This is a genomic window from Flagellimonas onchidii, assembly GCF_004804315.1.
GTDB lineage: Bacteria > Bacteroidota > Bacteroidia > Flavobacteriales > Flavobacteriaceae > Flagellimonas > Flagellimonas onchidii.
Genome location: NZ_SRXX01000001.1, coordinates 94,686 through 106,688 on the forward strand (window position 1 = coordinate 94,686; position 12,003 = coordinate 106,688).

General features: G+C 38.9%; 15 protein-coding genes. 6 read left to right on the forward strand and 9 right to left on the reverse strand.

The window, feature by feature from the left end; genetic code table 11:
- The 6 genes from prmA to E4661_RS00320 form a co-directional block, all read right to left on the reverse strand.
- Entirely contained in the window at window positions 1–828 is an 828-nt protein-coding gene (gene prmA, locus E4661_RS00295) for a 50S ribosomal protein L11 methyltransferase (RefSeq protein ID WP_136464818.1), read from the reverse strand.
- Window positions 829–841: 13 nt separating this feature from the next.
- Window positions 842–1,591 carry a triose-phosphate isomerase gene (gene tpiA / locus E4661_RS00300; protein ID WP_136464819.1) on the reverse strand — a complete coding sequence of 250 codons (750 nt, stop codon included), beginning with the start codon at window positions 1,589–1,591 and terminating at the stop codon, window positions 842–844.
- A 44-nt stretch (window positions 1,592–1,635) separates the two neighbouring features.
- Complete coding sequence (locus E4661_RS00305; protein ID WP_136464820.1) at window positions 1,636–2,034, reverse strand: four helix bundle protein; 399 nt, start codon at window positions 2,032–2,034, stop codon at window positions 1,636–1,638.
- Window positions 2,035–2,074: 40 nt separating this feature from the next.
- Window positions 2,075–3,169, reverse strand: a complete 1,095-nt coding sequence (locus E4661_RS00310) for a BT_3928 family protein (RefSeq protein ID WP_136464821.1) — start codon at window positions 3,167–3,169, stop codon at window positions 2,075–2,077.
- An 89-nt stretch (window positions 3,170–3,258) separates the two neighbouring features.
- Entirely contained in the window at window positions 3,259–3,600 is a 342-nt protein-coding gene (locus E4661_RS00315) for a four helix bundle protein (protein WP_136464822.1), read from the reverse strand.
- Window positions 3,601–3,629: 29 nt separating this feature from the next.
- Window positions 3,630–4,181, reverse strand: a complete 552-nt coding sequence (locus tag E4661_RS00320) for a DUF1599 domain-containing protein (protein WP_136464823.1) — start codon at window positions 4,179–4,181, stop codon at window positions 3,630–3,632.
- A 92-nt stretch (window positions 4,182–4,273) separates the two neighbouring features.
- Here E4661_RS00320 and folP point away from each other — a divergent pair, with 92 nt between their 5' ends.
- The 4 genes from folP (at window position 4,274) to E4661_RS00340 (ending at window position 7,450) form a co-directional block, all read left to right on the forward strand.
- Window positions 4,274–5,113 carry a dihydropteroate synthase gene (folP, locus tag E4661_RS00325; RefSeq protein WP_136464824.1) on the forward strand — a complete coding sequence of 280 codons (840 nt, stop codon included), beginning with the start codon at window positions 4,274–4,276 and terminating at the stop codon, window positions 5,111–5,113.
- A gap of 38 nt (window positions 5,114–5,151) precedes the next feature.
- On the forward strand, window positions 5,152–5,937 hold the full coding sequence (cdaA, locus tag E4661_RS00330; protein ID WP_136464825.1) for a diadenylate cyclase CdaA: 786 nt from the start codon (window positions 5,152–5,154) through the stop codon (window positions 5,935–5,937).
- Window positions 5,934–6,524 (forward strand): hypothetical protein, encoded by a 591-nt coding sequence (locus tag E4661_RS00335; protein ID WP_136464826.1) that lies wholly within the window; start codon window positions 5,934–5,936, stop codon window positions 6,522–6,524. Before cdaA ends, E4661_RS00335 begins: the two co-directional genes overlap by 4 nt.
- A gap of 227 nt (window positions 6,525–6,751) precedes the next feature.
- A complete protein-coding gene (locus E4661_RS00340) occupies window positions 6,752–7,450 on the forward strand; it encodes a hypothetical protein (protein WP_136464827.1) in 699 nt (232 codons plus the stop codon).
- A gap of 15 nt (window positions 7,451–7,465) precedes the next feature.
- Here the strand turns inward: E4661_RS00340 and E4661_RS00345 are convergent, their stop codons facing one another.
- From E4661_RS00345 to truA, 3 genes are all read right to left on the reverse strand, one after another.
- Entirely contained in the window at window positions 7,466–7,714 is a 249-nt protein-coding gene (locus E4661_RS00345; protein ID WP_136464828.1) for a hypothetical protein, read from the reverse strand.
- A 161-nt stretch (window positions 7,715–7,875) separates the two neighbouring features.
- On the reverse strand, window positions 7,876–9,648 hold the full coding sequence (locus tag E4661_RS00350; protein WP_136464829.1) for an ABC transporter ATP-binding protein: 1,773 nt from the start codon (window positions 9,646–9,648) through the stop codon (window positions 7,876–7,878).
- Window positions 9,635–10,387 (reverse strand): tRNA pseudouridine(38-40) synthase TruA, encoded by a 753-nt coding sequence (gene truA / locus E4661_RS00355; protein ID WP_136464830.1) that lies wholly within the window; start codon window positions 10,385–10,387, stop codon window positions 9,635–9,637. Before truA ends, E4661_RS00350 begins: the two co-directional genes overlap by 14 nt.
- 88 nt (window positions 10,388–10,475) lie before the next feature.
- Between truA and E4661_RS00360 the strand changes: the two genes are divergently transcribed.
- Together E4661_RS00360 and E4661_RS00365 are read left to right on the forward strand one after the other, a co-directional pair.
- Window positions 10,476–10,970, forward strand: a complete 495-nt coding sequence (locus E4661_RS00360) for a metallophosphoesterase family protein (RefSeq protein WP_136464831.1) — start codon at window positions 10,476–10,478, stop codon at window positions 10,968–10,970.
- Window positions 10,971–11,933 carry an MBL fold metallo-hydrolase gene (locus E4661_RS00365; protein WP_136464832.1) on the forward strand — a complete coding sequence of 321 codons (963 nt, stop codon included), beginning with the start codon at window positions 10,971–10,973 and terminating at the stop codon, window positions 11,931–11,933. It begins immediately after the preceding gene.
- Window positions 11,934–12,003 lie beyond the last annotated feature (70 nt).

Genomic DNA, 12,003 nt, shown 5'->3' on the forward strand with positions numbered 1-12,003 from the left:
CTAATTTACATATTTTGCTGAAACCCAATTATTCTTTTCCAGTTTTTTTGCAATTTTCAAAGCATAATCTTCGCATTTTGAGGAAATTACCTCTAAATCTTGCATATAAAAGCCACTTAAAAAAAGTAATCCGCCTGGATTTAGGCATTTGGCATAAACTGGAATGTCTTCCAACAAAATATTCCTATTGATATTGGCAAGGATAACATCATACTTTTTATCCACCAACAAACTGCTGTCACCTTGATAAATTTCAATCTTGCCACAATGGTTTCGCTCCACATTTTCTTTGGAATTTAAGAAGCACCATTCATCAATATCAATGGCATCCAATTTAGTAGCGCCACGCATTTCAGCCAAAATGGCCAAAACTCCGGTGCCACATCCCATATCCAAGACCGATTTACCTTGAAAATCAGTGTCCAAAATATGCTGAAGCATCATATGAGTAGTTTCATGATGACCTGTCCCAAAGCTCATCTTTGGTTCTATGACAATGTCATATTCCACGTCTTCCGGATGATGAAAAGGGGCCCGAACCATACACTTACCTCCAACTTTAATGGGATGGAAGTTCTTTTCCCACTCGGCATTCCAATTTTGCTGTTCAATCTCTTTGCTCGACCAAGTAATTTTGAAATTGGGGTTTCCCAAAATGTGAAGTTCATCCAAACGGGTTTCTTCCCAATCTGATTGAAGAACGTAGGCCAACAAGCCTGTGTCGGTTTCAACAAAACTTTCAAAACCAACCTCGCCCAATTCAGCAATTAAAATATCTGATGCTGGTTGTAACGGGTCGATTTTGAAATCGTACTCAATATAAGTCACACTATATTAAATATTAGATAGCTTTGATAATGGCAATAAAATCATCTGCCTTTAGCGATGCTCCACCGATAAGACCTCCATCCACGTCAGGTTTTGAGAAAATATCAGATGCATTTGCCGGTTTTACACTTCCTCCATACAAAATGGAAACACCTTCTGCAACGGACTCATTATAAGCTTCTGCAATTGTTTTTCTGATAAAAGCGTGCATTTCCTGTGCTTGTTCCGGACTTGCTGTCTCGCCAGTGCCGATTGCCCAAACGGGCTCGTAAGCCAATACAATGTTTTTCCAAGCATTTGCGTCTAAATCAAACAATGCGTTTTTCAGTTGACTTTCAACTACGGCAAAATGATTTTCAGATTTTCTTTCCTCCAGTTCTTCACCGAAGCAAAAAATAACAGTCATTTCCTTGTTTAAAGCAGTCTTGACTTTTTTAGCCAACAGGTCGTCCGCTTCTCCAAAAAGGGAACGTCTTTCTGAGTGACCCAGAATTACCGTGTCAACGTGGATATTCAAAAGCATATCCGCAGAGATTTCTCCTGTATAAGCTCCGCTATCAGCAAAATGCATGTTTTGGGCCGCAACTTTTATGGTGGATGATTGAAGACTTCTTTGTGCTTGAGCCAAATTGACAAATGTAGGGGCCACAATAACGTCTACATGGGTATCGGGCAGTTTTGCAGAAAGTTCGGACAATAATACTTCCGTCTCTTCAAGATTCTTGTTCATTTTCCAGTTTCCTGCAACTATTTGGGTTCTCATTTTGTTTGTTTTATGTTATTCTGTTTAGTGTCCTGAGTAATTGTCTATTCTTTTTTCTTGAACTTCACTCCTTTAATTTCAGAATTGCGAAGGTAGTACATAAATGCACCAATTTTGTTGATTTCCAATTCAGTTAACTCAATTCCCTTGTTATATTGGGCATCAGAAATCAATTTCTTATCATAGGCCCTATAAAATTGTGATTTCAGTTCGCTACAAGAACCTTTTGAAAAACTCAAAAAATTGTGAAATTCTTTATTGCCCCCTCTTCCAAAACCCTCGGCAATGTTATCCATAATCGAACCGGAACTGCGTTCCATTTGATTTCTCAAGGCATAGTTTCTCCCTAAATCCGTTTGCTGAAAAAGCTCTTCAACAAATTGACAAATTTCCCTAGATATCTTCCAAACTTCTAAACCCTCAAAACTATCAACTCTCGCCATTGCACAGATTTAAAACAACAAATAGAAAAACCATGGACGTTTAAAACTCCAATTCATCAAGATCATTATAATGGACTTTTTGTAAAATAGTGCCTCTTTCCAAGACCAAAATCGCTGGATTGGAACGCACAATGGTCTTCAATGTGGTTTCGTCGGTGAAGTAAAAATCAAAATCAAGTCCGTATTCCTCTTTAATTTTATTTGCCCTGTCATTGCTAGAAGCGGACATGCCAATAACCTTATATCCCTTTTCCTTGGCTTTTGAAACCGCTGAAGCAACATCTGCAAATGCATCGCGGTTACTCTTGGCCAAATCATAGGCAACCACCATCACTAGTTTATCTTCCTCCAAAATTGAAGAAGCCATATCTTCACCTTCTTTTTCTATGGTGAAATCATGAATGGGCGGCTCGTATCCTTTTTGGACCTCCGTGGTTTCAACTCCAATAAATTCTCCATCAACAGAAGGGTATTCTCCGTTAGTAACAACAATTTTATCCTGTCCGTTTACTTTGAATTGCCATGCATACTCATAAATGGGTTTGGGGGCATCTTCGGGAACGCTCATCCCTTCTTGAATGTTCGCTCCAATTTTATAAGGTCTAAAATCTACAGAAGGCAAATGGTTTAGCACCTGGTTTGCAAACAAGACACATGTAACAAGTGATACACCTGCAATAATCCAATTGGTCTTGGCATTGAATAGAGGAAGGATATATTTTTTACCAAAGAACAAAATCAGTATCAAAATCAACAGGATCACATCTTTGGTAAAGGATTCCCATGGTGTCAACTTCACAGCATCACCAAAGCAACCACAATCTGTTACTTTATTAAAGTAAGCGGAATAAAAAGTAAGGAAGGTGAAAAAGACAATCATCAACAGCAAACTCCAAATGGTAAGCTTTGGTTTAAACCCAATCAACAGCAATACCCCTAAAATGACCTCAACTATAACAACAAAAATGGAGATTCCCAGTGCTAGCGGCATCAAAAAGGGTAAATCCAGCACTCCTTGACTAAAGTATTCTTCCAGCTTAAATGAGAAGCCTACTGGGTCGTTCAGTTTGATCAGCCCACTTATGATGAACAGGATTCCTACGAAAATTCTAGAGACCCAAACCAAATATTTCATATTTCTTCAAAATAAAATTTCAATTTACAAGCACCAAATTCTAAAAAACAAATTCCAAAGTACAAGTTCCAAATTCCAATTTTTATATCTCAGATTTTGTTGATGATAGCAGAAAGGATTTTCCTAAGTTCTTCCGATTCCTGAATCAAATCATTAAATCCATCTGAATCAGGGTTTCCCTTTTTTAAAAGTTTCAACCAATATCTGGATTCTTTTGCTTCTTTACGTGCTATTTTTAATCTAAAGGCCAAATCTTTTTCTCCAAGCTTTTCATTGGCTTCTATATAATTTGCCCCAACAGACCCCGAAGAACGTATCAATTGTTTTCCATCCTCAATATTGGCGATTGATGTTTTCAATGATTTAACCAAAACCCTGCAATTGGATGCAAACTCAAAAGTCCTTTCTTCTAAATCATAAACTCTTGACATTATTCAACGGTTTTGGGATTTGGATTTTTTCATTCGAAATTTGAGATTTCACTCAAGTGAATGAGTGCAAAAACCGCATAATTTACCATATCTTGGTAGTTGGCATCTATACCTTCACTGACCAAAGTGGCACCTTCATTATCTTCAATTTGTTTTACCCTCAACAACTTTTGAAGAATCAAATCGGTCAAGGAGCTTACTCTCATATCCCGCCATGCCTCTCCATAGTCGTGATTCTTGTTTTCCATCAACTCCTTGGTAATGGCAACTTCCCTATCATACAAAGCTATGGCTTCATCAGCTGAAAGATCTGGCTGCTCTACCACCCCTTTTTTCAATTGAATCAAAGCCATGATGGAATAGTTGATGATTCCGATAAATTCGGATTGTTCGCCTTCATCCACTTTTCGTACATCATTTTCCTGCAAGCTTCGTATCCGTTGCGCCTTTATAAAAATTTGATCTGTCAATGACGGAAGTCGAAGTATCCGCCAGGCGGTACCATAATCTTTGGCTTTCTTTAAAAACAGTTCCCTACAGGTGTTGATCACTGCGTCATATTGCTGGGAGGTGTGCTGCATTGTTATGGCTAATTTGCGTAAATTTCGTCCAAACTAAGGTGCCGTAAACACCGTGCCAAAGATAATCAAACCCATCAAAGCAGATATTCTTTATGACCATAAACTGTAAAGGAAACCTCGTTGATTTAACAATACCCAAGGTTATGGGCATTTTAAACCTTACTCCCGACTCATTTTATGATGGAGGAAAGTATAAGGACGAGTCCCATATCCTAAACCAAGTGGAAAAAATGCTATTGGACGGAGCCACCTTTATCGATATGGGCGCGTATAGCTCCAGACCTGGCGCAGAACATGTTTCGGAAGATGAGGAATTAAAACGAATGCTTCCAATTTTGGAATTAATTCTGAAGAATTTCCCAGAAGGCTTGGTTTCTATAGACACATTTCGAAGTAAAGTAGCTTCGGAAAGTTTGAAACGTGGGGCAGCGCTTATAAATGATATTTCCGCAGGCAACCTTGACCCAAACATGTTTGCTACCGTTGCACAATATCAGGTTCCTTACATTTTGATGCACCTTAAAGGCACACCGCAATCCATGCAAAAGAAGGCAGTTTACGATGATCTGATAAAAGACCTTCGTTTTTACTTTTCAGAAAAGATGGTTGAAGCAACCAAGCACAAAATCAACGATGTTATTATTGACCCCGGCTTTGGCTTTGCCAAGACCACAGAGCAGAATTACACCTTGCTAAACCATCTAGATCTGTTCAAGGTTTTTGAAGTGCCCTTATTGATAGGGCTTAGTAGAAAATCTATGATTTATAAAATATTGAAGTCGTCTCCGGGTGAAGCTTTGAACGGCACAACCGCCCTCCACGCCATAGCCCTGTTGAAAGGTGCCAATATTTTAAGGGTTCATGACGTTAAAGAAGCAAGAGAATGTGTGGAACTCATTGAAACATTGAAAGGCAATGCCCTGAAATTATAGGTTCTCCTATTTTTGCTAATTTTACAAAAACACCGCGGTTGGATTTTCTGAATTTTCTTGAATTTAAAATCACTGATGTCATAGACATTGTGCTTGTTGCCGCCCTACTCTACTACATATACAAACTGGTCAAAGGTACTGTTGCCATCAACATTTTTATTGGAATCGTCATTGTTTGGGCGCTTTGGAAGTTGACCGAACTGTTGCAAATGAAAATGATCAGCAGTATGGTAGGTGGTTTTATGAATATTGGTTTGATTGCATTAATCATCGTTTTTCAACAAGAGATTCGAAAATTTCTACTACTTATAGGTTCTACCAATTTTGCTTCAAAACGTGGTTTTATCAAGCATTTTAAATTTTTGAAGCAAGAGGCCATGCCCACAGACACCAATGTGGAGGCTGTTGTGGCGGCCTGTGAAAAAATGGGTTCGACCAAAACTGGCGCCCTTATTGTTATGGAACGGACCAATGCCCTGGATTTTATAAAGTCGACCGGGGATAGCATGAATATTGAGATTACCCAGCCCATCTTGGAAAGTATCTTTTTTAAGAACAGCCCATTGCACGATGGAGCGGCAATAATCCAAGACAATTATATCACCGCTACAAGGGTGATTCTCCCTGTTTCCAATGACCGTAACATCCCTTTACGTTTTGGATTACGCCACCGTGCTGCGGTGGGCATCACTGAAAAGACGGATGCCATCTGTTTGGTGGTAAGTGAAGAAACTGGGGCCATTTCCTATATTAAAAATGGAGAATTTGTCCCCTACAAAGGAGCTGAGGCGTTGATAAATCTTTTGAAAAAGGATTTGGAGTGATTGTGTTGTCATTCCTGCGCAGGCAGGAATCCAAAAAGTACTGGAAAAAGAGATTCCGCATCATACTTAGACTTCGCTCAGTATCCGTTCGGAATGACAATCATGATAAAAAAGAATCTGAAAAACCGTTTTTAACCATGAACCCATTTATCACTTTACTATTTGTTGTTTTCTCCTTTCCGCTATTTGCCCAAATGGATGCGGTTGTTGGGGAATATCATCGTAAACTGGGAGGCGGAAATCATGTTGATGAGTATACTTTGACCTTAAACCCAAATGGTACTTTTTTCTTCCACTCCTATAGAAATGCCAAATATGGAATACCACCTATTGTACATAAATATGGCAAAGGTACGTGGGACATAGAGGTCAAAAAGAAGTTCAGCACATCAACTATTTTGGTTTCATTCTTTACCGATAAAGAAAAAGATTTTGATGATAAATTCACTTTGGATTTCAATGGTTCCAAAGCTAGGTTAATTATGAAGTCACCGAGGGACAAAACCAATGCAAGTGTTAAAGAGAGACTGCAGTTTTACAAATCGGATATTTTTTGGATTGAAACCATAGAAATGTTTAAAGGTTGAGTCAAATGTTTAAAAAAGGATTTTGAATGATTTGATTGCACCTTGTCATTCCTGCGTAGGCAGGAATCCAAAAACTACTGGAAAAAGAGATTCCGCATCATACTTCGGCTTCGCTCAGTATCCGTGCGGAATGACAATCTTTATAAAAGAGAGGTTTGGTATAGTTTTAGTTACAATAAATAAAATATCCTATTTATCTTTCGATGTCACCTTCAACTGAACAATGCATGGAACTGAAAGACGAATTAATTAAGAACTTCCACGAACAATTTGCTCAAAATCAAAACCATCACCAGAAATTATTCTTTCAAATCCTTTCTGTCATAGTAACTGTGACAGTAGGTTACAGCTATGTTTATACAATGGGTGGTAAATTACCAAACCCTGATTTAAAACCTTCGATATTTCTTCTTTCACTAGCCTTAATTATATCTACAATTGTTTTGGGGTTGAGTTTAGTATTATTATCTAACATGGCTTATGGATTTAGGCGAGACCAATTTGTCAACAATAGGATTAGAGAAAAAGCAAACTTGATTCACAATTCAAATTCTAAAGATGATATTTTTCCAAAATCTTATGATCCAGCTTGGAGTTTTATTAGAAAAAACAAAGCATATAAAAAAAGATTGAAAAAATTGAAGTTTCCTCTTAGATACACTTACGGAATCTGGGTTTGGATTCTGATGCGATTATCATGGATGCCTAATTTTCACAATTCACTTTTTTTCATGCTTTCCTTAATTCAAATTCTTTTGCTTATAAGCTATGTGTGCAATCCATTTGATGACATCATTCTTTTTGACCTTGGCTTAGGTATTAACTGGGCTTTTATAGTCACAATATGTACTTGGTTGATTCTAACTGGGTTAGTTCTACGCTCACAATCTGTTTTTTACCGAAAATTGAAAGAACTATATTCTTAAATAGTTTTTCACTAATTATTCTTTGTGCCTTAAATTGGCAATCACATCCCTTATTGCCGAAACCACACCCTGAATTTCCCTTCGGCTAAAGGCATCTTCTTCTACATAAAAAAGCATTTCTATTCCTAAATCCAGAATCTTTGCCATTTCTTCTTTTGAGCCGTAGGCATTATTTATAAATTCCAATAAATACGTTTCGTCTTTTTTATTCAACATAATCCTTGGTGATTTGGTAAGTGCCAAGGTCTTAATTTTTATCCACATATGTAGTCCTATATATCATACCATCAGTAATTTAGTTGATTTTTAATCAATAAGAAGTGTCACTTCGAGTAGCCCGTGCTGAGCGAAGACGAAGTGCAGTCGAGAAGTCTTAAGCCTTTTTAGTTCCCACCCTTCGACAAGCTCAGGGTGACAGAAGGAATCTATGCAACCTCCTCAGCCAAAAACTGGGCTTCATAAAGATCGTTGTAGTAACCGCCCTTTTTAATGAGTTCTTTGTGGGTACCCATTTCAACTATCTTTCCAGCGTCCATAACAATAATCTTATCCGCTTTTTTGATGGTAGCCAAACGGTGCGCAATGATAATCGATGTCCTGCCTTCAGTAATTTTATCAGTAGCACGTTGAATCAATTGTTCCGAATAGGTATCCACAGAAGATGTGGCCTCATCCAAAATCAAAATACTGGGATTGCTCACATAAGCCCTTAAAAATGCAATCAATTGGCGTTGCCCGCTTGAAAGCATACTTCCCCTTTCTTTCACATTATACTGGTATCCGCCTGGCAGGCTTGAAATAAATTCGTGCACTCCAATCTGCTTGGCCGCATTCTCAATATCGCCAAGCCTGACTGTTCCATCGCGAAGTGATATATTGTTGGCAATCGAATCCGCAAATAGGAAAACATCTTGCAGCACAATCGCAATGTGCGAACGTAAAGATCTTAGGGTGTAATCTTGTATTTTATGTCCATCAATTAGAATATCGCCCGAATTGATTTCGTAAAATCGGTTCAACAGATTAATGATGGTAGATTTTCCAGCTCCTGTGGCTCCGACAATAGCCACAGTTTCACCCGCCTTAACATCGAACGATATGCCGTGTAATACTTCTTCGTTCTCCAAGTAACCGAATCGAACATCGGTGAATCTAATGTTCCCTTTTACTTCATCCTTCTTCAAAGTACCATTGTCCGGGATTTGGCTTTCCGTATCCAAAATCTTGAACACCCTATTGGCGGCAACCATACCCATCTGCAAGGTGTTGAATTTGTCCGCAATCTGTCGCAATGGACGGAATAACAAATCCATCAAAAAGAAAAAGGCAAAAATAGAGCCTTTGGTATCCAAGCCAATGTTGTCTATGTTCTGGATGATTCCAAAATAAACGACCAAACCTATCCCAATGGAATTTGATATCTCGGCAATGGGAAAGAAAATGGAATTGTACCAGACCGTTTTCAACCAAGCATTTTGATGCTTCTCATTAATTTTACGGAATTTTTCCTTTTCGATATCCTCGCGATTGAACAACTGCACAATCTTCATGCCTGCAATACGTTCTTGCACGAATGAATTGAGGTTGGATACCTGTGCACGAACCTCAATAAAGGCAACTTTCATGGCTTGTTGAAACAATCGTGTCGCAATCAAAATTACCGGGAGAATGGCAAAAACAATCAAGGCCAACCTCCAATTGATAAATAGCATTACGGCAGCACCCGAGACCATTTTAAGCAAATCGGCCACGATGACAAAAAAACCTTGACTGAATATCTCCCCGATACGTTGCATATCGGCCACCGCACGGGTGACCAAAACCCCAATTGAGGAATTATCAAAATAGGTCATTTTAAAACCCATCATCCGTTGAAACAGTCGGACACGAATATCCTTGATCACCGATTCACCCAACAAGTTTGCATAGTAGTTGAAAGAAAGCTGGCAAATCACCTGCCCCACCAATGCCCCCAACATTACCAATACCACAGTCAACAACTGCTCACCGTCTCTGTTGGTCAGAGGTTCATCTATGATGAATTTTACTAAAATAGGTGTCAATACTGCAAAGGCGGCAGATAAAATGGCGACCACAGCCACCACCCAAAAAGTAACCCGATAAGGTCTGGTGTGCGCAAACACCCTTTTGAAAAGATCAAAGTCAAATGCCTTACCTATTTCATCATTCTTGCTCATCAAATGTATTTTTTGGATAGGAGACCTTTGCCAAATATAATCCTTTTGCAGGGACGGAAGCCCCTGCTTTTCCCCGATCCTTACTTTCCAATATTTCAGTTATATCTTCAGGTTTCATTTTACCCAGACCCACATCCAGCAAGGTTCCCACAACGGCCCTTACCATGTTTCGCAAAAAGCGGTCGGCCGTAATTGTAAAGACCAGCTTATCTTCCTTTTTTCCCCAATAAGCCTTTCTTACATCACAAATAAAGGTCTTAACATCCGTGTTGGATTTTGAAAAGCACTCAAAATCTTGGTGATCTAATAAAATCTTGGCCGATTGGTTCATGGCATCTACATCCAAAGGAAGCTGCAAAGTGTGCGCCAAATTATTGTAGAAAGGATTTTTCTCTTGCACCACCCAATATTCATAAGTACGCTCAGAAGCATCAAAACGTGCATGAGCATCCGCTTTAACCTGATAGATTCTTTGGACCGCTATGTCTTCTGGCAAAAAAGCATTTAACCGATAGGTCAATTCTTTTGCATTTTCAATACCATCAAAATCAAAATGGGCAAACATTTCCTTTGCATGTACACCAGCATCCGTTCGACCTGCCCCTACAACTTCCACTTTTTCCCGCAACAAGGTGGACAAGGCTTTCTCTAAGACCTCTTGGACGGTAATTGCGTTGGGTTGGTTTTGCCAGCCATGATAGGCTTTTCCGAAATAAGAAAATTGGATAAAATATCTCAAAGGAATCCCGTACTTTTAAGTTGTTAAAGATACTTGAATCCCACCCAACAAAAATTCCCCTATCATTTTTTAGCATATTTTTAGCGTTATGACCAAAATCTTACTGCTTTCGGACACTCACGGACATATGGACGATACCATATTAAAATATGCCGCCCAAGCGGATGAAATTTGGCATGCAGGTGATATTGGGAACCTTGCTGTAACCGACAAACTTGCCTCACTTAAGCCAGTTCGTGCCGTTTTTGGCAACATTGATGACCACATTATCCAACAGGAATTCCCCGAACACAATCGTTTTTTTTGTGAAGGGGTAGATGTTTGGATTGCGCACATTGGGGGATATCCTGATAAATATAACGTCAGGGTTCGGGATGAAATTAGACGAAACCCTCCAAAGTTGTTTATTTGTGGGCATTCCCATATCTTGAAAGTGATGAACGACAAAAAGCTGAACTTGCTGCATATGAATCCTGGTGCTTGTGGCAAACACGGTTTCCACAAAGTACGCACTATGCTTCGTTTTACTATTGACGGAGAGAAAATTTCTAATTTGGAAGTCATTGAATTGGCAAAAAACTAAATGAGACCACTTTTTTTCATCGTGTCACTATTGATATTAAGTTGCTCACAAAAGGGCAAGCAACAAGAAAATACCTCTTTTAAGGACGATACTGATCGAGCAAAGGTTGAAATGTTGGTACTGGGAACCGTTCAAGATGCAGGCAGTCCGCATATCGATTGCCAAAGAGAATGTTGTTCGGCCCTATTCGAAGAACCAGATGCAAATCGAAAAGTTGTTTCACTCGGCGTGGTCGATTTTGAATATGGAAAATCATTTTTATTTGAAGCAACGCCAGACATGCCCTCGCAATTGAGAATGTTAAAAGATTTTTCTGGTAGTGAAACAGATATTCCCAACGGTATTCTTCTGACGCATGCCCATATAGGCCATTATACCGGCTTGATGTATTTAGGACGTGAGGCCAAGGGAGCAAAACAGGTTCCTGTGTATGCAATGCCCAAAATGAAGTTGTTTTTGGAGAACAATGGACCATGGAACCAGCTGGTAACATTGGAGAATATTGCCCTTAAAGAAATTCAAAATGAAAAACTGCTTCAACTTACCCCAAACATTGGAGTCATTCCTTTTACGGTACCCCATCGGGATGAATATTCGGAAACTGTAGGCTATAAGGTAATCGGCCCGAACAAGTCCATTCTTTTTATTCCAGATATCGATAAATGGCATAAGTGGGAAAAAGATATTGTTGCTGAAATAAAGAAAGTAGATTTCGCATTTTTGGATGCTTCTTTCTTCGATGAAAAGGAAATCAATAATAGGGATATTTCAGAGATTCCGCATCCTTTTGTAATAGAGAGCATGAAACTTTTTAACACACTCACACCAGAAGAAAGTGCCAAAGTTCATTTCATTCATTTTAATCACACCAATCCCTTATTGAAAGAAAAAAGCACCGAATCCAGATTAGTGCAGATTCAGGGACATAATGTTGCTGCTTTTGGGCAAAGAATAAAGCTATAGCACTATTAGACACTTATAAAATAAAAACCCCAGCTTTGCTGGGGTTTTTCGCACTAATACTACTAAGATG

Excerpts from the sequence above, each read along its gene's own strand:
- E4661_RS00365 (WP_136464832.1), top strand. The coding sequence starts at position 10,971 with ATGAGACCACTTTTTTTCATCGTGTCACTATTGATATTAAGTTGCTCA.
- E4661_RS00340 (WP_136464827.1), top strand. The coding sequence starts at position 6,752 with ATGGAACTGAAAGACGAATTAATTAAGAACTTCCACGAACAATTTGCT.
- folP (WP_136464824.1), top strand. The coding sequence starts at position 4,274 with ATGACCATAAACTGTAAAGGAAACCTCGTTGATTTAACAATACCCAAG.
- E4661_RS00360 (WP_136464831.1), top strand. The coding sequence starts at position 10,476 with ATGACCAAAATCTTACTGCTTTCGGACACTCACGGACATATGGACGAT.
- E4661_RS00320 (WP_136464823.1), bottom strand. The coding sequence starts at position 4,181 with ATGCAGCACACCTCCCAGCAATATGACGCAGTGATCAACACCTGTAGG.
- E4661_RS00345 (WP_136464828.1), bottom strand. The coding sequence starts at position 7,714 with ATGTGGATAAAAATTAAGACCTTGGCACTTACCAAATCACCAAGGATT.
- E4661_RS00310 (WP_136464821.1), bottom strand. The coding sequence starts at position 3,169 with ATGAAATATTTGGTTTGGGTCTCTAGAATTTTCGTAGGAATCCTGTTC.
- E4661_RS00315 (WP_136464822.1), bottom strand. The coding sequence starts at position 3,600 with ATGTCAAGAGTTTATGATTTAGAAGAAAGGACTTTTGAGTTTGCATCC.
- tpiA (WP_136464819.1), bottom strand. The coding sequence starts at position 1,591 with ATGAGAACCCAAATAGTTGCAGGAAACTGGAAAATGAACAAGAATCTT.
- E4661_RS00305 (WP_136464820.1), bottom strand. The coding sequence starts at position 2,034 with ATGGCGAGAGTTGATAGTTTTGAGGGTTTAGAAGTTTGGAAGATATCT.
- E4661_RS00350 (WP_136464829.1), bottom strand. The coding sequence starts at position 9,648 with ATGAGCAAGAATGATGAAATAGGTAAGGCATTTGACTTTGATCTTTTC.